Annotated in this window: 24 protein-coding genes and 1 riboswitch; of the genes, 20 read left to right on the top strand and 4 right to left on the bottom strand. The window is 37.8% G+C overall.

The features are described from left to right. The first annotated feature begins 2 nt into the window (after positions 1-2). From IEX29_RS22830 to IEX29_RS22795, 8 genes are all read left to right on the top strand, one after another. Positions 3-899 (top strand): 5'-3' exonuclease, encoded by an 897-nt coding sequence (locus IEX29_RS22830; protein WP_188737570.1) that lies wholly within the window; start codon positions 3-5, stop codon positions 897-899. A 294-nt stretch (positions 900-1,193) separates the two neighbouring features. After that, positions 1,194-1,607 (top strand): PH domain-containing protein, encoded by a 414-nt coding sequence (locus tag IEX29_RS22825; protein WP_188737568.1) that lies wholly within the window; start codon positions 1,194-1,196, stop codon positions 1,605-1,607. A gap of 15 nt (positions 1,608-1,622) precedes the next feature. Beyond that, complete coding sequence (gene cysK / locus IEX29_RS22820) at positions 1,623-2,546, top strand: cysteine synthase A (RefSeq protein WP_188737655.1); 924 nt, start codon at positions 1,623-1,625, stop codon at positions 2,544-2,546. Between the two features lie 188 nt (positions 2,547-2,734). Beyond that, positions 2,735-2,915: riboswitch (Lysine riboswitch) on the top strand. Between the two features lie 244 nt (positions 2,916-3,159). Next, positions 3,160-4,041 carry a 4-hydroxy-tetrahydrodipicolinate synthase gene (gene dapA / locus IEX29_RS22815; RefSeq protein ID WP_188737566.1) on the top strand — a complete coding sequence of 294 codons (882 nt, stop codon included), beginning with the start codon at positions 3,160-3,162 and terminating at the stop codon, positions 4,039-4,041. 201 nt (positions 4,042-4,242) lie between these two features. Next, the gene (locus IEX29_RS22810) at positions 4,243-5,469 is read left to right on the top strand and encodes a DUF819 family protein (protein ID WP_188737564.1); all 1,227 of its coding nucleotides are present in this window, start codon (positions 4,243-4,245) and stop codon (positions 5,467-5,469) included. Positions 5,470-5,731: 262 nt separating this feature from the next. Then, complete coding sequence (locus tag IEX29_RS22805) at positions 5,732-6,832, top strand: CAP domain-containing protein (RefSeq protein ID WP_229720345.1); 1,101 nt, start codon at positions 5,732-5,734, stop codon at positions 6,830-6,832. A gap of 48 nt (positions 6,833-6,880) precedes the next feature. Continuing rightward, complete coding sequence (locus IEX29_RS22800) at positions 6,881-7,291, top strand: VOC family protein (RefSeq protein WP_188737562.1); 411 nt, start codon at positions 6,881-6,883, stop codon at positions 7,289-7,291. 219 nt (positions 7,292-7,510) lie between these two features. Then, the gene (locus IEX29_RS22795) at positions 7,511-8,017 is read left to right on the top strand and encodes a DUF3189 family protein (protein WP_188737561.1); all 507 of its coding nucleotides are present in this window, start codon (positions 7,511-7,513) and stop codon (positions 8,015-8,017) included. Positions 8,018-8,127: 110 nt separating this feature from the next. Here IEX29_RS22795 and IEX29_RS22790 read toward each other — a convergent pair whose 3' ends face one another. Beyond that, positions 8,128-8,409, bottom strand: coding sequence for a hypothetical protein (locus tag IEX29_RS22790; protein WP_188737559.1), 282 nt, complete (start codon positions 8,407-8,409; stop codon positions 8,128-8,130). A 204-nt stretch (positions 8,410-8,613) separates the two neighbouring features. Between IEX29_RS22790 and IEX29_RS22785 the strand changes: the two genes are divergently transcribed. From IEX29_RS22785 to IEX29_RS22730, 12 genes are all read left to right on the top strand, one after another. Then, positions 8,614-9,546, top strand: coding sequence for an ABC transporter ATP-binding protein (locus IEX29_RS22785; RefSeq protein WP_188737558.1), 933 nt, complete (start codon positions 8,614-8,616; stop codon positions 9,544-9,546). Further along, entirely contained in the window at positions 9,539-10,405 is an 867-nt protein-coding gene (locus IEX29_RS22780) for a DUF2705 family protein (protein ID WP_188737556.1), read from the top strand. The genes IEX29_RS22785 and IEX29_RS22780 overlap by 8 nt, the downstream gene beginning before the upstream one ends. A 19-nt stretch (positions 10,406-10,424) precedes the next feature. Further along, a complete protein-coding gene (locus IEX29_RS22775; protein ID WP_188737554.1) occupies positions 10,425-11,579 on the top strand; it encodes a serine hydrolase in 1,155 nt (384 codons plus the stop codon). Positions 11,580-11,653: 74 nt separating this feature from the next. After that, the gene (locus tag IEX29_RS22770; RefSeq protein WP_229720344.1) at positions 11,654-11,842 is read left to right on the top strand and encodes a hypothetical protein; all 189 of its coding nucleotides are present in this window, start codon (positions 11,654-11,656) and stop codon (positions 11,840-11,842) included. 38 nt (positions 11,843-11,880) lie between these two features. Then, on the top strand, positions 11,881-12,324 hold the full coding sequence (locus tag IEX29_RS22765; RefSeq protein WP_188737550.1) for a GNAT family N-acetyltransferase: 444 nt from the start codon (positions 11,881-11,883) through the stop codon (positions 12,322-12,324). 380 nt (positions 12,325-12,704) lie between these two features. Beyond that, the gene (locus IEX29_RS22760; RefSeq protein WP_188737548.1) at positions 12,705-13,058 is read left to right on the top strand and encodes a lmo0954 family membrane protein; all 354 of its coding nucleotides are present in this window, start codon (positions 12,705-12,707) and stop codon (positions 13,056-13,058) included. Between the two features lie 23 nt (positions 13,059-13,081). Beyond that, the gene (locus IEX29_RS22755; protein ID WP_188737547.1) at positions 13,082-13,717 is read left to right on the top strand and encodes a PspA/IM30 family protein; all 636 of its coding nucleotides are present in this window, start codon (positions 13,082-13,084) and stop codon (positions 13,715-13,717) included. Positions 13,718-13,824: 107 nt separating this feature from the next. Continuing rightward, entirely contained in the window at positions 13,825-14,559 is a 735-nt protein-coding gene (gene liaF / locus IEX29_RS22750) for a cell wall-active antibiotics response protein LiaF (RefSeq protein WP_188737545.1), read from the top strand. Beyond that, positions 14,556-15,608, top strand: coding sequence for a sensor histidine kinase (locus tag IEX29_RS22745; RefSeq protein ID WP_188737542.1), 1,053 nt, complete (start codon positions 14,556-14,558; stop codon positions 15,606-15,608). The genes liaF and IEX29_RS22745 overlap by 4 nt, the downstream gene beginning before the upstream one ends. Beyond that, entirely contained in the window at positions 15,601-16,233 is a 633-nt protein-coding gene (locus IEX29_RS22740) for a response regulator (RefSeq protein WP_188737540.1), read from the top strand. Before IEX29_RS22745 ends, IEX29_RS22740 begins: the two co-directional genes overlap by 8 nt. A gap of 70 nt (positions 16,234-16,303) precedes the next feature. Continuing rightward, on the top strand, positions 16,304-17,074 hold the full coding sequence (locus tag IEX29_RS22735; RefSeq protein WP_188737538.1) for an NUDIX domain-containing protein: 771 nt from the start codon (positions 16,304-16,306) through the stop codon (positions 17,072-17,074). A 931-nt stretch (positions 17,075-18,005) separates the two neighbouring features. Beyond that, positions 18,006-19,043 carry a serine hydrolase domain-containing protein gene (locus IEX29_RS22730; RefSeq protein WP_188737536.1) on the top strand — a complete coding sequence of 346 codons (1,038 nt, stop codon included), beginning with the start codon at positions 18,006-18,008 and terminating at the stop codon, positions 19,041-19,043. 187 nt (positions 19,044-19,230) lie between these two features. Here IEX29_RS22730 and IEX29_RS22725 read toward each other — a convergent pair whose 3' ends face one another. The 3 genes from IEX29_RS22725 to IEX29_RS22715 are packed head-to-tail and all read right to left on the bottom strand — an operon-like array spanning position 19,231 to position 20,977. Further along, positions 19,231-19,503, bottom strand: a complete 273-nt coding sequence (locus IEX29_RS22725) for a hypothetical protein (protein ID WP_188737534.1) — start codon at positions 19,501-19,503, stop codon at positions 19,231-19,233. A gap of 8 nt (positions 19,504-19,511) precedes the next feature. Continuing rightward, positions 19,512-20,264 (bottom strand): ABC transporter permease, encoded by a 753-nt coding sequence (locus tag IEX29_RS22720; protein ID WP_188737533.1) that lies wholly within the window; start codon positions 20,262-20,264, stop codon positions 19,512-19,514. Beyond that, positions 20,261-20,977 (bottom strand): ABC transporter permease, encoded by a 717-nt coding sequence (locus IEX29_RS22715; RefSeq protein WP_229720343.1) that lies wholly within the window; start codon positions 20,975-20,977, stop codon positions 20,261-20,263. The genes IEX29_RS22720 and IEX29_RS22715 overlap by 4 nt, the downstream gene beginning before the upstream one ends. Between the last annotated feature and the right edge of the window lie 4 nt (positions 20,978-20,981).

The raw sequence follows: 20,981 nt of genomic DNA, 5'->3' as shown, positions 1-20,981 counted from the left end.
GCATGACAGCAAATAAAGTTTTATTAGTAGATGGTATGGCACTTTTGTTCCGGGGATTTTTTGCAACATCTTTCCGGGGAAATTTTATGTATAATTCAAAAGGGGTTCCGACAAACGGCGTTTATCAATTTCTGCGCTATTTAACAGATGCCATTCAAACCTTCGAGCCATCCCACGTGGTCTGCTGCTGGGATATGGGAAGCAAAACATTCCGGACAGAGATGTATGATGGGTATAAAGCAAATCGGGATGCACCGCCTGTGGAATTAATTCCGCAGTTTGATCTGGTCAAAGAAATTGTGCAATCATTTGATATTCCTAATGTAGGACTGCAAAACTTTGAAGCGGATGATTGTATGGGGACACTTGCAAATGTATATAATCCAGAAAATGAAGTATTTATTCTTTCTGGAGATCAGGACTTGCTTCAATTAGTAAAAGAAAATATCCGTGTTATTATTATGCGGAAAGGTCAGGGGAATTACGAGGTCTTTGATAAGGATAATTTTTATGAGAAAAAGGCTCTTTCCCCGGCACAAATCATTGATTTAAAAGGATTGATGGGGGACTCCTCGGATAATTATCCTGGAGTGAAAGGAATTGGAGAAAAAACAGCCTTAAAATTACTGCAGGAATTTGAAACTATCGATGGTTTGGTAGAGAACATTGAAATGCTTCCAAAAGGAGTACAGAATAAATTACAGGCCGATATGGATATGCTTTATCTATCGCGGCAATTGGCGGAGATAAAATGTGATGTCCCAATCAGTTGTGATTTAGAAGGTTCCAAATGGGATTTTAAAGAAGACAAAGTGGTAACCGAACTGGATAAACTGGAATGGAAGCACCTGGACCGGTTATTGGCACCATTAAAAAATAAACCATCTGTATCATTTTAAATTAATTTTTTTGTGGAGGGGCATGCTCTGTACCAGGGCGGGGTATAAAGTATACCCTGCTTTTTGTTTTGTGTTGAAGGATATGAGACATAAATAGAGATTACTTATACTTATAGATGTAAGTGAAGCTAAAAAACATTATGTTCTTAACAGAGAACGCAATGTTTAATTGATATAAGTTTTTCTTATTGTATAAATTTAGCATGCAGCAATAATGTTGAAATTTGGTATATATACTTTCAGTAGCTATAATGGAAGAAGAAACAAATTGTCAGGATGAGCGGGGGGAATATAATGTATTTTGAATCGAAAAAAGATACCTGGATGGTGGTCATTTTTTGGGCTGTTGTACTTAGCGGCGTGCTTATTCCATTACTGAAAGGGCAGATAACTAATTTAATCATTATGCTCATACTATGCAGCATATTGCTTTGGTTTTGGTTCCGTACCGGGTATAAGATTGATAAAGACCGTTTAATTGTCTATTATGGGCCAATCCGTCAAACGATTTATATAGAAAACATGGAGTTAATCCTTCTGGCAAAGATGCCGATTATTGCACCGGCATTGTCGCTTGATCGTATACAAATTCGAAGCGGGAAATATGATTTGATTGCAATCTCACCAAAGGATAAGTTTACTTTTGTAGAAGAACTGATGAAGATAAATCCTGATATTTCAGTAGATAATCGTTTATTAAAAGAGTAGAGGGAGGGGACAATGATGAGAGTTGTAGATAATATTACAGAATTAGTTGGAGAAACACCTATGGTGGCACTAAATAAACTGCAGCCGGAAAATGCAGCAAAAATTTATGTGAAGCTGGAGATGTTTAATCCGAGCGGCAGTGTAAAGGACAGGGCTGCAACGCATATGATTCATATTGCGGAGCAGGAAGAACTGATAAAGCCGGGCGATACGATTATTGAGCCGACAAGCGGAAATACAGGAATAGGGCTGGCGATGGCAGCTTCTGCAAAAGGATATCAGGCAATTCTTGTGATGCCGGATAATAGTACAGAAGAGAGGAGAAATCTTCTGAAAGCATATGGAGCCAAGGTAGTTTTGACACCAAGTAATGAAAAAATGCCAGGCGCCATAAAGAAAGCACTGGAATTACAAGCGGAAATACCAAACAGTTTTATTCCCCAGCAATTTAAAAATATTTCGAACCCTGATGCGCATCGTAAAACGACAGCACTTGAAATTTTAAAGGATATGAACTATCAATTAGCTGCCTTTGTCTGTACTGCCGGTACAGGAGGAACCGTAACAGGTACAGGGGAATCACTAAGAGAATTTATTCCAGATTTACATATTACTGTTGTTGAGCCAAAGGGCTCGCCGGTCTTATCAGGAGGAGAGCCCGGCCCGCATAAACTGGTGGGAACAAGCCCCGGCTTTGTACCTGAGATTTTAAATACATCTATTTATGATGAAATTATGCAAATTAATGATGAACAGGCATTGCATTTATTGCAGGAGCTTGCTCAAAAAGAAGGATTATTTATCGGACCATCTGGATCTGCAGCTGTTTATGCAGCCAGAGAGGTTGCCAAGCGGCTGGAACCTTCCCAAAAGGTAGTTTGTATCGCTCCTGATACAGGAGAGAGATATTTGTCTATGGAATTTCTGCAGGGGAAGTAATAAAGCAGCAGGCGAATCACCTATTTTTTTATTTTGCATAGTTTACCAGTAAAGAAATTGAGCAATAACAGGTGTCTGTATCTTAAAGTGGTCATTATAAAGCTTTTCTCACTCCATAAAAACCTCTATTTTTCATTTGTTTTTCTTGCGTATTCCTGCTATAATACAGACAAATTCATTATTCATAGATGAACGATAGAGGTGCAAAGACCATCAGTAAATATGCAGAGGCAGAATAGGCTGGCGATGAAGCATATGGAAAGGGGAATTTGCCGAAGTATAATAAGCCTTATTCTTATTGTACTGGTATTGGGATTGAATAAATCCGGTGCTGTCATATAGGAAACTATGTGGAGGGCTATCAGCTGAGAGGACAATTTATTGTTTGTGCAGCAGCGGTCTCCGTTGGTGCTTTTTATTTTGTGGAAATAGTGGAAGTAATGAATAATGATTAGAGAATCAAATAAATCCGGAAGCAGTAGGGATAAAAATAAAACTGTTTCTGCTTGTCTTTATTATTTTCCATCCTCTAGTTTTTTAAGGCACTTTACTTAGACGATATCCGTCTATTTTTCATCAAGTAATGTTGATATTATACAAAGGGTGTGTTGTTATGAATTTTGGAAAAGTGGTCACGGCGATGGTAACGCCATTTAACGAGGAGAAAGAAATTGATTACGCTGCATTAGATAACCTGATTGAGTACTTGATTGATAACGGTTCAGATGGATTGGTGGTAGCAGGAACAACAGGTGAATCACCAACTTTATCAACTGAAGAAAAGCTGGCATTATTTTCGCATACGGTACAGAAGGTTAATGGAAGGGTTTCAGTGATTGCAGGCACAGGCTCCAATCATACAAAAGGGTCTATTGAGCTGTCACAAGCTGCTGAAAAAACGGGTGTTGATGCAATTATGCTTGTAACACCTTATTATAATAAACCTTCTCAGGACGCCTTATATGAACATTTTAAAACAGTGGCAAATGCGGTTCAATTACCAGTGATGCTATACAATGTACCTGGCAGAACTTCTGTAGACCTGGCAGCTGAAACGGCTGTCCGTCTGTCTGCTGTTGACAATATTGTGGCAATTAAAGATGCGAGCGGCAATATGGATAAGGTAACAGAGATGGTGGCGCAAACAGACGCAAGCTTTTCTGTATACAGTGGAGAAGATGCTATCACATTGCCTTCTCTTGCAGTCGGGGCAATAGGTATTGTTTCAGTTTCTGGACATATTATCGGCAATGAGATGCAGGAGATGATTGCTGCATATGAACAGGGAGATGTGAAAAAAGCTGCTTCTATTCATCAGCGTATTCTGCCGGTAATGCAGGAAATGTTTGCAGCACCGAGCCCTGCTCCTGTCAAAGCAGCATTAAACCGTAATGGAGTTAACGTTGGTGGAGTCCGTTTGCCATTACTGCCATTGAATGATGAACAGCTGCAGTCCTTAAATCATAAATTAGACTTATTTGAGAAAGTTAAATAAGCAATAATTAAATTAAAAAACCTCTCTAAAGCAGTTAGAGAGGTTTTTTGGTGGATTTTATTATCAGCGTTTCTTTCCAAGTAAAATAATAGCTGTATAGTTACTATAATCTCTAAAAAATACTCCGCAATACCTGCGAAATTATCCATTTTAAATGGTAAAATATGATACAAGCCGAAACGAGAAGGGGATGGGGAGCTGATGAAAGAAACATTTATTCAGGCAGATGATACGATCACGCTATGGGGAATTATCATTATTTGGGCATCTGTCAGTATTTTTTTAGAACAACGCTATAGCTGGGCCTCTAAGATTACAGGAGCAATAATTGCGTTAGTAGGAGCGATGGCCTTATCCAATTTTGGCATCATTCCAACAGAGTCGTCGGTATATGACGCTGTCTGGTCTGTTATTGTTCCATTAGCAATACCACTTTTATTATTTCACGTTAATATTAAAAAAATATGGAAGGAGAGTAGCAGATTATTAATTATTTTTCTGCTGAGCTCTATTGGTACGGTTGCCGGAACAATTGTTGCATTTTTTACTTTGCGGAATTACATACCTCTGTTGGATCAATTAAGCGGTATTTTCAGTGCTACATATATTGGGGGAGGCGTGAATTTTGCGGCAATGGCTGCTAAATTTGATACTCCTGGTGAAATTATTTCTGCCGCTGTTGTTGCTGATAATTTAATGATGGCGTTATTATTTATCATGCTGATGGCTATTCCTGCCATTAATTTTATTAGAAAACGTTATCCAACGCCTCATATTGACGAAGTGGAGCAGAATAAATCAGCGGATGATGATAAAACATTGGCAGAAAGCTTTTGGAAGAGAAAGGAAGTTTCACTGAAGGATATGGCACTCTCTATTGGAACAGCCTTTCTTTTAGTCGTTGTTTCTTTGAAAATTGCCGATTTCTTTGCCGGAATCATTCCAAGTGGGGAGAGTGCTTCCTTTTTTTATAACCTGTTAAATGGAATCATCGGGGATCAATATCTTGTATTAACGACGCTTACCTTTATTGCTTTGGGTGTTTTTCCGAATTACTTTTCCAATTTAAACGGCAGTCAGGAAATAGGGACATATCTGATTCACATATTTTTCGTGGTTATTGGAATACCGGCGTCTATTACATTAATCATTAATACGGCACCATTATTGCTTGTTTTTGCATTTATTATTGTCGCAATCAATTTAGTACTTTCTCTTGTTTTCGGAAAACTGTTCAGAATGAGCCTAGAGGAAATACTGCTGGCAAGTAATGCAAATATCGGCGGTCCAACTACTGCAGCCGCTTTTGCAATTGCAAAAGGCTGGCGGCAATTGGTTGGTCCGATACTAATTGTCGGTACACTCGGTTATATTATTGGAAATTATATCGGCACCTTCCTTGCTGTATGGTTTGGCACCATGATGTAAGAATAGTAAAAAATCTGTTTCCTTCTCACCTTATGAAGGAAGCAGATTTTTGTTTATATAACATGTCTTTATCAAGAAAAAATGCTTAGATTTGTTGAAAGTAATTTGAAGATAGTATAATTTACATAAGTTAATTCACTAATATACTTTTTAGGATTAACAAAGACTGATTCAGTAAATAATAGAATATCAGCTATAATTCTTTTGCTGCATCAAAGAGATTAAAAAGGTTGGGATAGCTATTTTCAAGCGATTATTTTTTTTGCTGTTAATTATACTGTTAGCCATTTGGACGAAACCATTATGGGAAGAGCCGGTCCGCGATATTATCCCCGAAGCTGTAAGTGATACATTTTCCTCTGCAGGCGATTTTATTAATGACGCGGTAGATAATGATTTTTACTTCAGGCAAGTGTCCGATCAGGCTGCTTCATTTTTTAATTCCATTACAGGTTCGGAAACAGATAAAGAGTATGAGCAAGTAGAAACACCGGAGCTCACTACACCGGAGGAGCAATCTTTTTCCATCGGTAATGTAGAAATTGGAGACACAAGAGATCAGGTTGAAGAGATGTACGGGGAACCTGAACGGAAAAGTGAAAATGAATATGGGGTAGAGTGGTCCACTTACCATGAAAACTATCAAAACTTTATGATGGTTGCTTATGATGAGCAGGATGTAGTCCGCGGACTCTTTACCAATCAGGATTTACTATCATCAAAGCACGATATTTCGCTTGGTGATTCCAAGACGTCTGTAAATGAGACATTAGGTCAGCCGGAAGAAATGATTCGTAACGGCTGGTTTAATTATAAAATAGAGAGTGAAGGCGAATATGATGTTTATCATATGGATGGCACTTATGTAACCATGTTTTATGATTTACATGAATCGGATGAAGTAACTGCTGTCCAGATCATAGATGAAGACTTAGAAGCTGCAAAGAGCACACTTTATACGCCCGGCAGTGAGGCGCTGAAGGAAGGGTTGGAATACCAGTTATTTGATTTAACCAACGCCACCCGTGTGAAACAGGAGCTGCCTATTTTAGAATGGGATGAAGAGGTAAGAGAAACAGCAAGAAAGCATAGTACTGACATGGCTGTCAATCAATACTTCAGTCATACTAATTTAGAAGGCCAATCTCCTTTTGACCGGATGAAGGCAGATGGTATTTCTTTCTTAAGTGCTGGTGAGAACCTCGCTTACGGACAGTTCAGCAGTATTTTTGCTCATCAGGGTTTATTGAATTCCCTTGGTCATCGGGAAAATATTTTACATGAAAGCTTTAGCTATTTAGGAGTCGGTGTTGATTTTAATGAAAGTGACCAGCCGTTTTATACAGAGAATTTTCTTCAGTAGCTAACGGAAGAAAATTCATCAGGTTAACTAATAAAGAGGAGGTATCTCATGAAAAACCAGACAACACCTTATCTCACATTTAATGGGAATGCCAAAGAAGCTTTAAATTACTACAAGAAGGTTTTTGAAGGAGAAGTCCTGTCGATGCAGACGTTTGGTGAAGCGGATTACCCAACTCCTCCTGAAGCAGAAGACAGAATTATCCATGCTCAATTTAAAAAGGATGCGTTATTTTTTATGGTTTCGGACACTTTTCCCAATCAGCATGTTGAAACAGGGAATCATATTTCATTGGTACTTGATTTTGAAAGTGAAGCAGGTATTCAGAAGGTGTATGATGCCCTGCAACAGGAAAGTACTGTATTGATGAAGCTTCAGGATACATTTTGGGGAGCAAAATATGCGAAGGTGAAAGATAGGTTTGGGGTTATTTGGGATTTAAATTATACAAAAGATTAATTAATTTTATATAAACTATTGAGGATGAACAATACATATATGTGTTGTTTATCCTTTTTTATTTGTTCAGTAAATGATATGCCCTGGGTGCATTACTTTATATATTTTGGATAATAATAAATCTTGATTAAAAGTTTTCGTGAAGCGGATTTATTAAGTAAAGCAGGTGATGAATTCAGAAGGGATAAAAAGAATATTTTTGAAAGGGGGGGAATTACTTTGATTTATATATACAACGATTACGGCGGTACACATACTACTTCACTTGCAGCAGCTTATCATTTAAATAAACTTCCAACGAATCGAAAGCTGAAAAAGGAAGAAATACTTCATGTCAGGTATTTCAATAAGTTAACGAAGCACGATCTTGGCAAACTTATTTTCCATGGTATGGATGACGAGGATAATGCAGTATACACCATAGGAAGAAGAAATAATAAATATGTTGTGCCAGCTATAAAAGAATTAGCAGTCTTGTTACATGAAAGAACTTCGATGAATGAAAAGATTATTATTTCCAATACTTCTCCAACTGTACCATTTGTAATGTCGGTGGGAGGCTTCTTATCAAGAGGATTGAATATCAATTTTTTAGGAGAACCTTTATTGGTTGCCGGTGCAAAGCAATGCTGTGAAAAGATTAACCGGTTAGTTGAGGAAACAAAACAAGCGGGGCATTCTATGACCACTAAAGTTATTGTATTGGAAAACAAAAAGTTTCATTGATTTTAATCAGGAAAAAAAGAAGTTTTCTATAGGACACACCAGACTATCAGAATAAAATATCTGATAGTCTGGTGTGTTTTTAAAAGATGAGGGTGGCCTGTCTGCAAGCTTTAATTAGTAGAAGTTGTTACAGCAAAAACAGAATTTTCTTCTGTTACTATTCCTTTGTCTGTTATCACACCGATTCGATTCACGACATCCGTGATGGTGTTCGTTTCTATGATTATCTCTGTTGTGACAACAATTTTCATTTCTGTTTTCACATCTGTTGTGATGTTGCTGCATGTTATGACAGCAATCCTGTTTATGATCTCTGCGACGATAGTCGGCGCCTGGACGACTTGTGTTGCGACAAGGGTCTTTACGTCTTCCTCCTGATGAGTGATGACCACACATAGCTTATCCCCCCTTTCCCATTCAATATACGTCAGTAATAAAAAAGGGATTAGACAAATTTAATAGGAGCTAACACATTTTTAATGGAGATTGCAGATTTATAAACGAATCACTTAAAAATACAAATGAATCTGAAACTTTTTTTCAATCATTTCGTATAACTTGATTAAGAAGAATAAATTGAACGGGGAGGACTAGAATTGACTGAAATTGCATTGGAATTAAAAAATGTCAGTAAGCGTATCAAGAATAAAGAAATCATTAAAGAAGTCAGCTTTCAAATAAAACAGGGTGAAGTCTTTGGCTTTGTCGGGCCGAACGGGGCTGGTAAAACTACCACAATCCGAATGATGGTTGGTTTAATGAAAATTACAGAAGGCGACATCCATATTGTTGGCAAAAGTATTCAAACAGACTATAGTGAAGCAATCAGAGAGGTTGGCGCGATTGTTGAGAATCCGGAGATGTATCCTTTTTTAACAGGAAGAAAAAATCTGGAGCAATTTGCAAGAATGGTTCCAGGAACAACCAAAGAAAGAATAGAAGAGGTAGTCCAATTAGTTGGTTTGAAGAAGGTAATCAATGATAGAGTTGGCGGATACTCGCTTGGAATGCGGCAGCGGTTGGGAATTGCACAGGCTTTATTACATAAACCATCGATCCTCATTTTGGATGAGCCCACAAATGGTCTTGATCCCTCTGGAATGAAAGAGATTCGTCAATATATCCGTACCTTGGCAGAAAAGGAAAATGTCAGTGTCATTGTTTCCAGTCATTTATTATCTGAAATTGAACTGATGTGTGACCGTATTGGAGTTATAAAAAATGGCTCTTTAATCGCTGTAGAGGATGTAGAAAAGAACAGGAAGCTTGGGGACACAGATATGTCAGAATTTATTATCTCTGTAAGTAATGCGCAGACTGCGAAAGCCCATCTGGACAGTCTGGATGAATCTTTATTTGTAGAGATGGCAGATGAAACAACCTTAAAAACAGCGATGAAACGTGAACAAATACCAGCAGTACTCAAAGAGTTATTAAATAATAATATCAATGTATATGAAGTTCAGGCTGCAAAAGGTACGTTAGAAGATAAATTTTTTGATTTGATTGGAGAGAATGTCATTGAGTAATCTGAGTCAGCTTATAAAAAACGAATTTATTAAACTGCATCATTATAAATCTACATGGGCTATGTATATCATTATTGCGGTTCTTCTGATTGGCGTGGCTGTTATTACAAACTTTGTAGCTAATCAGAGTATGATTATTGACGCAACCTTTCAAAGTGAACTGGTTCAAGCTTATCAGTCGATGGGGTTAGAGATTCCAGCTTATGATATGTGGGCTTTCATGGCTGATAATATCTCGCTTATCAGCTTTATTACCATTTTTATCATTGTCGCAGCTGCTAAAATTATCTCGAATGAGTATAAATGGGGAACGATTAAATTGTTACTTATTCGCCCGGCAGGAAGGGGAACTGTATTAACATCCAAATATATTACTGTTTTACTTTTTGCAGCGGTGTTAATTCTCTATACCATTATTCTGTCCATGATTATTGGCCTTATCTTTTTCGGTGTGGATACCTGGAATCCAACTATTGTAGATAACCTGGGGTCTGGTTATACAGAAATTTCGATCATTGCTTCTATTGGAAAAGACGTACTCTTTAGCCTTGTACCATTAATTATAGTGGCAACCTTATCCTTTATGATTGCGATTCTGTTCAAGGGAAGCGCCATGGCGATTGCAGCAAGTATTGTGGTTTTCATTGCTGCACCAATTATTACCATGATGGTCAGCCGGTATGAAATTGCAAAATACTTGTTAACGGCCCATCTTGATCTTCAAAGTATTTTTGCCGGATCACCATTAATTGAAGGAACAGCTCCTGGATTTTCTATTACTGTTCTTATCGTTTATTATATTGCATTTATGGTAGTAGGATGGCTTACTTTCAAAAAAAGAGATGTAGCTGGAAATTAATCGGAAAGGATGAATGCTTGTGAAGAATTCTTCTGCTCTATTGTTTGTATGCATTCTGCTTCTCTTGACAGCTTGCTCTAAGGGTAACGAGGAAGAGCAGAAAGAGAATCAAAATAATACAGAACAAGATGAACTTGAAGAACAGGATACGAAGGAAAACCTGGATCCTGCAACAGGACTTTTTATGGAATTTATAAAAGAAAATAAAGACACTGACCGGATTGCTTTTTTAGCTGCCTGGAATGATGAACCAATAGCGGAAATTAATCCTGATCTAGCTCTGCCGCTTGCCAGTGTTGTCAAAATAATTATTGCGATTGAATTTGCCAGTCAAGCGGAGGAAGGGAAAATGGACCCTTCAGAAATGATATCTATGGAGGAAGTGGATAAGTATTTTTTTGCTAATACAGATGGCGGAGCACATGAAGCCTGGAAGAATACCCTGGAGGACGGGGAAGAGCAGGTCTCCCTGGAACAAATTGCACAAGGAATGATGGATTACAGCTCTAATGCAAATACAGATTATTTAATAGAACGGTTAGGGCTTGAGGAAGTAAATAATCGGATTGAAGAATTAGATTTGCATAACCATGATCCAATCTATCCACTAACAGCAAGCATTGCCATTCCGGAAAGAGTATTGGAAGAAAATAATTTAGAAGAAGACGAATTAGAAGCAGCGTTACGTGATTTAGATGATGATGCTTACAGGCAGATAGCTATCGGTCTTTTTGAAGAATGGCAACAGGAACCGTTAAGTGAAGAGGAAAAAGAAAAAGCCGTTGCATTAGTGGATATGCCGATTCAGAAGGTCTGGTCTGATCGATTGACTCATGCAACAGCGGAGGACTATTATAAAATCATGGCTATGCTGAATAAAAAAGAGCACTACTCCGATGCTTTTTATGAAGAATTGGATGCTATTTTCAGCCTGGAACTAGAAAATGAAGCAATTGAACGTGCGGCACAAAAAGGCGGGAGCACTGCTTTTGTTTTAAATCAGGCCGTATATGCAGAAGACAAGGCAGGAAACCGTTTAGAGGTGATTTTATTTACAAATGATCTTAATCTTTCAGAGCTGGAGGTTGCTGCTATGCAGATGCAGGCTTTGACGGATAAGTTAGTAAATGAGGAAGATTTTCGTGAAGAAGTCAGAGACGCATTAGCTGAATAATGATAATTATATAATCCCCCTGACGCTGACAATTTGCATCATATTAGGGGGATTTTGAATTATATAGTAAAGAAATGACAGGGACAATCACCCGAGAGGATGAAAAGATGAAAGATAACAAAAATAAGGAAGAAAAAACTTCTTTAAAAATAGCAGCTTATTGGTTTTCTATTCCCAAAGTATTGCGTGCCGGTTTATTTTGGCTTATCATGCTAATCCTTTCTATCATTGGCTGGGTGAAAATAATTCAATATTATTTTTAGATGTATCGGTCTTAAACTAAGAAAAGCGGTGAAAAGCAGTGTCAATTTATATAAAAGAAGTAAATAAGGAAAATTGGAGAGAAATTGCTGCATTAGAAGTAACTGAAAATCAAAAAGACTTCATAGAAAGTGTAGCATTTTGTTTAGCAGAAAGCTTTATTGAACAGCTTACCACATCACTTGGCTTGTATGATGACAATCTACCGGTTGGTTACGCCATGGTCGGATTTTATTTTGATGAAAAAAGAAGCATCTGGTTTGATCGTTTTATGATTGACCGTCGTTTTCAGGGGCAAGGTTATGCAAACCAGTTTATCCCATTAATTGAGAAGTACATTGAGAAACATTATGATGTGCAAATAATACGTTTAAGCTTTGTCCCGGGAAACAATCCGGCTGAACAATTATATAAAAAGCATGGTTTTGTACGGACAGGGGAGTTTGATCCAGAAGGAGAAATTATAATGGAGAAGCACCTTTAGATAACTATAATTATATTATGTAAACTAAAATAGCTTAAATATTATTTTCTATCATTAAAACCTGGCAGGTCTCCCTCAAAAATGAATATAAATTTTAGGTAGGAGTATTCCTAGACAGTATTATGCCAAAGGGTTAAAGCCAAAGAACTTATTACATTTAAAACCGGACAGCCAGTTTAGAAATGGAATGGTATCTCAGTAAGGGGTATCATTCCATTTTTGTGTTTAGCAGATGTCTCATCTTTATCGGAAAAGCATAGCTGCAAAGGTTTAGATGTGTATAGACCCTAAGGCTTAGACAAAGATATTTCTCAGGCTCATTACGTAAAAAGCAGGCACGCGGTAAGATAAAGATACAATAACGAAAGGAGGAAAACGGAATGAAAAAATTCATGTTATTTGTCGGAGGACTTGTCGCAGTGCTGATACTTCTGGCAAACCTTGGCCCGATGATATTGCTTGCATTAAGCGTATGGTTATTGTATATATGCTTTAAAAAATTTATGAGCACAGATTCAACCGCTGCAAAAGTAGGCTGGGTGATAATCGGATTAATCGTGGTGAGCATCACGCTCTCTAACATTTATGCCGTTTTAGGTGTTGCAGCAGCATACGCACTTTACCTTATCTATAAGAATTGGAACACACCGGAAAGCTCCGTTGTTCACGAAATAAAAGAAGATGATGATCCATTTACAAATTTTGAAAAACAATGGGCAGAGTTAAATAAATAATTGCATAAAAGGAGAGATTGATTATGTCAACAAATATTTTCACTCGAATGAAGGATTCGATTTCCGCAGATTTACACACGATGATGGACAAAAAGGAACAAAATAATCCAATTGCTGCACTTAATCATTATTTACGCCAAAGTGAACAGGAAAAAGAAAAGGTAAGAAAGCTGATTGACCGCCAATATAAATTAAAAGAAGAGTTTGCACGGGAATATTTAAAAGCACAGGACCTTGCAGATAAACGCCTGAAGCAGGCGCAAATCGCAGAGCGTGCCCAGGAAGAGGAGATGCACGAATTTGCATTAAAAGAGCATGAAGAGTATCAAAACCGTGCAGATCGCATGAAAGCATCCAGAGAAGAAGCTATTACCCAGCTTGAAAATCTGGAGCAGAAATATGAGGAAATGAAGCATCGCTTAAAGGATATGCACCTGCGCCGTATGGAGTTAATGGGCCGTGAAAATATTGCGAAAGCAAACCATCAAATTAACCGGGTCGTAGATGATTCACCAGAAAAGCCTTTCTCCAAATTTGAAGAAATGGAACAATATATTGAAAATCTGGAATACAGAGTAAACAGCTCATACTATCAGAGCACATTTGATAATAAAATTGCAGCTATTGAAAAGAAATTAGAAGAAAAGGAAAATGAATAAACTCAGAATTTGTAGGGTGAATTAGAAAATCATGATATACTTATACTGGCGCAGGCTGTTCTTGCGCCTTTGTATATTTTACATAAAAATGAAAGGAGAATGGAAGGATGTATAAACAGCTCAGCACGAGAAATTTAAACTGGATATGGATTACCGTCGCCATTCTTCTTGTTTTTGAAATCGTCTTTTTCCATGGCGGTTCGCTGATTTCAGCATTAATTTCCGGTTTCTTTGTTTACTTCAGCTGGAAAAGACTGCATTCACTGGGCTGGAAGATTGTATTCGCTATTGCTGCAATATCCTTCGTTCTAAACGTTTTTAATTTATTGGCGGTTCGATTTTTAATTGTCGTTGCCATTGTTTTCTTTATTTTAAATTATATCAAATCAACGAAAGAACCCAGCAAGGAAAAACCGGAGCTGCCAAATAAAGCAAGTTTGAAAGATGAAGAGCCTCTTGTTCAAATTGATAATTTATTTGATGAACGCTTTTTTGATGATTTCCGGACAGAGGAAACGGCTTTTCAATGGAAGGACGTCAATATGCACGGCATTTATGGTGATCGTGTTATTGATTTAAGTAATACAGTGCTGCCTTATGATACGGCGATTATCTCTATCCGGCATCTTGTGGGCAATATTGAGATTTACGTTCCTTATGAAGTAGAGGTCAGTATTCATCATAGTTCTATATTCGGCAGAGCATCCATTTTTGGAGAATATCACGGCCGGCTAATGAACAAATCGCTTCATTATGAAACAAAAAATTATAATACGGCGCATCAAAGAGTAAAGATTGTCACATCTTTATTTTCCGGAGACATTGAGGTGAAACGCGTATGAATACAATTATTCGTTTTGTTCTCTTGTCTATCGCCTGCAGCTTTGTTCTGGCTATTGCCGCAGTTTTAACAACCTTCGTTACTTTCTCCGTAAATGAGTCAGCGGGCTGGAGTGCACTTTGGGAAGGACAAATTGGAGGTGTTTCCTTTCTTCTGACAGTTCTTGCTTTTGTGATTATCTTCGGTTCCATAGTTGGTGCAATTATTGGCTGGTATTGGAAGGGGAATTTGAAAAAAATTGAAAAAATGCTTACAGGCATTATTAAAGGAGAAAGACATCCTGATACAGAAGAAATACCAAAAGAGCTGGAACCGATCTCTGCGCGAATGAATCAGGTTCAGGAGAAGCTGCGTGCACAAACGGAGCATGCGCAAAAGATTGCTACAGAAAGAGCAAACGAAAGAGAACAGAGTTTGCAGGAAGTAGTTGTACAAGAAAGAAATCGTTTAGCCCGGGAACTGCATGACTCTGTGAGTCAGCAGCTTTTTGCAGCTTCCATGCTGATGTCAGCAATTAATGAGGCGGGATCAGCTGAAGATGCAACATTAAATAAGCAGTTAAATATGGTGGAAAAAATGATTCACCAATCACAATTGGAAATGCGTGCGCTTCTTCTGCACTTACGGCCGGTTGACTTAAAAGGGAAGACATTGCAGGAGGGTGTAGAGGGACTTTTAAGAGAATTGACACAAAAAGTACCTTTAGAAATCGATGCAAAAATAGAAGCATTTCAAATTGATAAAGGGGTAGAAGATCAGCTATTCCGTATCTTTCAGGAATCTATATCCAACACGCTGCGTCATGCGAAGGCTGAAAACCTGCAGATATTATTACTGGAACGAGATGAAAATATTATCATGCGCGTGGTTGACGATGGAGTCGGGTTCGAGACAGAAGCTGTTAAAACAAGCTCTTATGGAATGCAGAATATGCGTGAACGTGCTTACGAGGTTGGCGGTACTTTGAAAATTATTAGTCTGCCGAATGAAGGCACGCGTTTGGAAGTAAAAGTCCCTATTTTAAGAAAGGAGCATAACCCCGATGATTAAAGTTTTATTTGTCGATGATCATGAAATGGTCCGAATCGGCGTATCCGCTTATCTGTCTTCACAGCCGGATATTGACGTAGTTGCAGAAGCAGATGACGGTTCCCGTGCTATTGACCTGGCATTAGAGCTTCGCCCGGATATTATTTTAATGGATCTTGTGATGAAAGAAATGGATGGAATTGAAGCAACAAAGAAAATTATTGAATCCTGGCCTGAAGCAAAGATTATTATTGTTACCAGCTTTTTAGATGATGAAAAGGTATATCCGGCATTAGAAGCGGGAGCAACCAGCTATATGCTGAAAACATCGAAAGCCGGCGAAATTGCCAAAGCGATTCGTGCTACATATGAAGGGCAATCTATACTGGAGCCGGAAGTTACTGGAAAAATCATGAACCGTATGCGGACAAAGCAGGAAACTGCCTTACATGAACAATTAACAGAACGGGAAAAAGAAATTTTACTATTAATCGCAAAAGGGAAATCGAATCAGGAAATTGCCGATGAGTTGTTTATCGCATTAAAAACAGTGAAGGTGCATGTCAGCAATATTCTAGGAAAATTAGAAGTGCACGATCGTACACAGGCAGTAATTTATGCTTTTCAGAATAAGCTGGTAGAGTAGTATTTTTGCATATGATTAGTATATAAATAAATGAAAAGAGAAGTATAGTTTTAGGAAAAAAGGTGATGTTATGACAAATAAAAAAATGATTGATGCTTCTATTAAAAAGAAGGAGGCAGTCAAATTTCTAAAAAACGATGAAGACTCTCTCAAAGAAAAAAGTCTGGAAGAAATATTAGCTGCACGGGCCGAGTATCCTGTAGAATCAGAGGAATGGGAGTATTTAAATAAGATTAAATCGGAAGTTTTACAAAAGAAAAAACCAAGTACAGCGGAAAAAATATTATATTTTAAAGAAGCTGACTTAGACAGTATTCCAATGGGATTTAGTAAAGCAAGTAAATTACCCTCTATTGATTATGAGATAGAGGAACGCAGTTTGCTGGAATACCACCCAAATCAAAGGCATCCGATTCCATACGTTGCTGTAAGATATGAAGAGGAATACTTCTTTATTTTACGCGGTGCAGGTGTCGGAGAAAGCAGACTTGCCGGAAGAAAAGGGCTTCTGGGAGGACACGTAGGAGAAATGGATGCAGTACCCGGAGATATTCAGAGCTCTATTGAAAATGGACTTTGGCGTGAGATGGAAGAAGAAGCCGGAATAAAAGCAGAAAAGGTTAAAAAACTGGAAATGAAAGGTATAATTAAATCCAATGATGGTGTTGATAGTGATCATCTGGGGATTATTTATGAAATAGAATTAAATAACAAAGATATTCAATCAGAGGAAGAAGAGCTTACGGGGATTTGGATGACAAAAGAGGAATTGAAACAGCATTTTGATGAGCTGGAGTCATGGTCAAAGATAGTTGTTTCTAATCTTATACTTTCCAATTAGAGCTGCTGAAGATTTAACTAAGGGGATATATGCTTATTATATAAGACGTATATCCTTTTTAGTTAACATTTCAACTTTCGCACCTGAGAATAAGCATCTATACCTTACTATTCCAGGATGGACATGTTCTACATTATCCTGCTTGCATGTTGTTAAATCATCCTGCTACTGGAATGGAGATTGTGTATAGCGCCTTCAACCAACCACTACGCTTTCCGACGTACAAATGTTTCCGATGGGGTGAGTAATCTTAGGCCCCGGGAGTCACGGGTTTAGCCTGCGAACCACTTAGGAGTCTTCGTGGTTGGTCTGCGCTGAGTTAGGCTTCTTCAGTGAATGAAAAAACTCATAGTCTGATGGAATTGGATGAAAAAATCATTTTAGCATTTCAAATGGTTGATTTGGCAATCTAAATGATGACACAGCATGGATAGTAAATATCGGGAATAGCTTTTATACACAGAAAGTAATCGTGACGGAATATTTTTATATGCACCACGAAAAAGATGTTCTTTGCTGGTCTAATTTCTTTTGCTCAGTTGTATTAAACAGTATAGAATCCCCTTCTAGCGGAGGCGGACCGTTTTGACTCCTGAGGGAATAGCACCATCTGAAGATCCACTTTTGCCAAGTGATCTTCTTGGTAAAAGTTAGCTGAAGAGCGTGCCCCTAGGAAAGCAAAACGGTCCGCCGCAGCGGTCGCTTTACACTTTACCTTCTTTCTAGATAGAGTTTATGCTTTGTCAAGAGACAGATGGAAGGAACGATCACCACTTTTCTCTATAATAAGCAAGTTATTTTTTAAGGTACGTAAGTTGAGTTAACATAAATATTTTTTTGAATATTGGAATAAATATCTCTGACGATAGGCAATTATATTTTAAATAGAATTTTAAAAAGTAAAATAAAAGAAAAAGAAGGAGGTAATCATTTGGATTTAAAAAACATTGACTTGGAAGAACGGATGAAGTTTTATCATGTTAATGGGTTGAGTATTACATTGCTTGAGAACGGTCAAATCGGCAGAACGGTAAATAAAGGCTTGCTGGAAGCTGAAAGTAATAGAGAAGTAAATAATGATTCTATTTTTAATGCTTGTTCCATCAGCAAGCTCTTAACAGGCATCCTTGCTATGAAACTGTCAGATGAAGGAATTCTCCATTTAGATGAAGACGTAAATAAAAGACTTATCTCCTGGAAAGTACCAAAGAGTGATTTTACTGGAAACCAGAAAGTTACATTAAGAAATTTATTAAGTCATCAATCTGGAATTATAGATCCTGAAGACAGCTTTTCTGAACTGGATCCGCAAGCAGGCATTCCTTCTATAGTTGCATTATTAGAAGGAGAAACACCTTATTGTAGAGTTCCTATTAAATTAAAGTGTGAACCTGAAAGTGAATTCCACTATTCGGATGCAGGCTTCTGTATTATTCAGCAATTGATAGAAGATGTTACCGCAAAAGCCTTTCATCAGGTTATGAATGAGAAAGTATTTGAACCGCTTGGAATGGGAAACAGCCATTTAGATATGGCCAGTTTGAACCTGGATAGCGATAATTTTTCTTGCGGACATAACAGAAATGGGGTACTCACAGATGAAAAATACCCTATATATCCTTATCCGGCAGCTTCTGGATTATGGACATCTTCTTTTGATTTAGCTAAATTAGTACTGGAATTAATAAATGCTGCAAAAGGAAAAAGTGAGATCGGTCTGTCGGAAAATGCAGCAAAAGAAATGATTACTCCGCAAAGAGGCAAAAGCTGGGCTGGGTTAGGAGTGTTTCTGGAAGGTTCAGGAGAAAAGCTGGAAATTGCATCACTTGGCTGGGGTGTAGGCTTTCAATGTATGATGGCAGCATATCCGTATCAGGGAAAAGGTGCAGTGATCATGACAAATGGAGAATTAGGTGTCCATCAAATGGAAGGTATCATAGGAGAAATATATAAATCTCTTTTTTCTTAGAAAGCATTATATTATGAGAGAAGCTAGCCAGATAACTATATTTGAAATTTTCAAGCTTTAAAAGAATAAAAATAGCAACACTATCATTCCATTGCTATTTTTATTCTTTAGAACTGCTATTTATAATCTGTTTTTGTAAGAAATGCTTCAGATAAAAATCGCTATTGCAGAAAATATATGTTTCCTGCTAAGAAGGAGCAACAATAAGAAAGATTGCTGCTGCTCCGATAAAAGCATATAAACAATTGATTACCAGACAAATTTTCACCAAGGCTCCCTTATCTATTTTAAGATAGGTGAATATCGTGAAAATACCGCTGAAAACCATAAATGCAGCATAGGATAAAATCATAATTTCAGCTGTTGGTGATTCAAGTGCCCAATCATTTGTCCTGAGAATTAGAATTGTCCAGGGGATAAACAGCATGATTGTACAAATGCTTATAAAAGCATTTTTCATTTATAATCCTACCTCCTTTCCGCTTTTCCAAAAAAGATACAGGAAATGGCTAAACAAACAATTGTAATTCCAACTGCAACAGGTATCCATGGAAAGAGATTGACCTGGGCTGTCGAAATGTATTTGGCGGTTATTACGTAAAACGGGTAGCACATCGGATAAATAAACCAAAGTTTCGTATTAATCATTAATACAGATGGAACGACAGAAGCCAGTCCGAGTCCTGCAGCAAAAATAGGTGTCTGAATGCAGACAGACAGCATCCAGAATACAGAAAGCATTGGTATAGCCGCCAGGAAAAAGAAGGCCGCTACCTTAAATACAAACAATGGAGCTAGCATAAAATTATAATGATGGATAACCGTTCCAACTGCAGCAGCAATATAATAGACTCCGATAGTTATTAAGATAAATAAAGCTGCAAGGAAAACCAGTATAATAAATTTAGCCAGGCTGAGCATAGCTGGATGGACAGGCAGGGATAACATTTTTGATATGCCATTATTTCCTTGCTCCAGCTGTCGAATCATCACTGTTGCAACAACCATGCCGGCAGGAAATAAAAACCATGCAAACAACAGAAACCCTTGAACAAAGAAATTATTTTCAGGAGGGGGATCACCGGCTTGCATATCCAGATTCATTTCCATGTTAAACATCGATGGAACCCAAAGGACGATAGCCGCCAGAACCAAAATTAATACAATTTTAGAACGATGGATTTTCTTCCTTTCCACTCGTATCGCATCAAAAAAATTCATACAAAAATCCTCCTTATGTTTACAGCTGCTCTTTGAATCAGCAAAAGCAATATGGTTTCTGTTAACGCAATCCAAATAAATGTATCCGCTGCAGCAACAGCAGGAGTATCAAGTATTTGAAAGGGTAATTTAAATGGAAAGGATGCTATGATCATACTTTGATTCGACAACGGCGTGATTGCCAAAAAAATGCCGATAACATTGATTCCAAATGCAATCCACATATTACGGAAGAAGGAGGCAATCATTAAAGCCAGTGCAACTGCCGGTAAGCTCAAAATAAAAAAGTAGCCGATATTTTTCAACCATTCCATGGTAAACGCTGATGAATCACCAGAGAACCAGTAGGCAGAACTAAATACAAGCGCTGCAGCCTCTATCACAAGAACTCCCAAGCATGCCATACTTATGATCAAAAATTTGGAAAAAAATATATTTCCTTCTTTTAAGGGCAGTGACTGCATTTTTTGTATCGCATTATGGATATACTCTGTATTATAAAGAATGCCCGCACCCACCACGATAAGGGAAACATTTATTAGTCCAACCATCTGCCAGTTTCCCTCTAACAGTATCTGAAGCGGGGAACCATCCATTCCCGTATACAACTGTGAACGAAAGGCCATATTTAAGATTGGTACACAGCCGGCTAAAATAGCTCCGAATAAAAATGTCAGTATAAATCCTGTTCGTTTCCGCTTTTTCCATTCCATCGTA

It is taken from the genome of Oceanobacillus neutriphilus (genome assembly GCF_014645515.1).
Taxonomy (GTDB): Bacteria; Bacillota; Bacilli; order Bacillales; family Amphibacillaceae; genus Oceanobacillus; species Oceanobacillus neutriphilus.
The sequence above is the reverse complement of the archived record's forward strand: the minus strand, read 5'-3'. Positions and strand labels throughout refer to the sequence as shown.

Excerpts from the sequence above, each read along its gene's own strand:
- IEX29_RS22735 (WP_188737538.1), top strand. The coding sequence starts at position 16,304 with ATGACAAATAAAAAAATGATTGATGCTTCTATTAAAAAGAAGGAGGCA.
- cysK (WP_188737655.1), top strand. The coding sequence starts at position 1,623 with ATGAGAGTTGTAGATAATATTACAGAATTAGTTGGAGAAACACCTATG.
- dapA (WP_188737566.1), top strand. The coding sequence starts at position 3,160 with ATGAATTTTGGAAAAGTGGTCACGGCGATGGTAACGCCATTTAACGAG.
- IEX29_RS22725 (WP_188737534.1), bottom strand. The coding sequence starts at position 19,503 with ATGAAAAATGCTTTTATAAGCATTTGTACAATCATGCTGTTTATCCCC.
- IEX29_RS22770 (WP_229720344.1), top strand. The coding sequence starts at position 11,654 with ATGACAGGGACAATCACCCGAGAGGATGAAAAGATGAAAGATAACAAA.
- IEX29_RS22825 (WP_188737568.1), top strand. The coding sequence starts at position 1,194 with ATGTATTTTGAATCGAAAAAAGATACCTGGATGGTGGTCATTTTTTGG.
- liaF (WP_188737545.1), top strand. The coding sequence starts at position 13,825 with ATGTATAAACAGCTCAGCACGAGAAATTTAAACTGGATATGGATTACC.
- IEX29_RS22800 (WP_188737562.1), top strand. The coding sequence starts at position 6,881 with ATGAAAAACCAGACAACACCTTATCTCACATTTAATGGGAATGCCAAA.
- IEX29_RS22830 (WP_188737570.1), top strand. The coding sequence starts at position 3 with ATGACAGCAAATAAAGTTTTATTAGTAGATGGTATGGCACTTTTGTTC.
- IEX29_RS22740 (WP_188737540.1), top strand. The coding sequence starts at position 15,601 with ATGATTAAAGTTTTATTTGTCGATGATCATGAAATGGTCCGAATCGGC.
- IEX29_RS22745 (WP_188737542.1), top strand. The coding sequence starts at position 14,556 with ATGAATACAATTATTCGTTTTGTTCTCTTGTCTATCGCCTGCAGCTTT.
- IEX29_RS22810 (WP_188737564.1), top strand. The coding sequence starts at position 4,243 with ATGAAAGAAACATTTATTCAGGCAGATGATACGATCACGCTATGGGGA.
- IEX29_RS22755 (WP_188737547.1), top strand. The coding sequence starts at position 13,082 with ATGTCAACAAATATTTTCACTCGAATGAAGGATTCGATTTCCGCAGAT.
- IEX29_RS22720 (WP_188737533.1), bottom strand. The coding sequence starts at position 20,264 with ATGAATTTTTTTGATGCGATACGAGTGGAAAGGAAGAAAATCCATCGT.
- IEX29_RS22715 (WP_229720343.1), bottom strand. The coding sequence starts at position 20,977 with ATGGAATGGAAAAAGCGGAAACGAACAGGATTTATACTGACATTTTTA.
- IEX29_RS22760 (WP_188737548.1), top strand. The coding sequence starts at position 12,705 with ATGAAAAAATTCATGTTATTTGTCGGAGGACTTGTCGCAGTGCTGATA.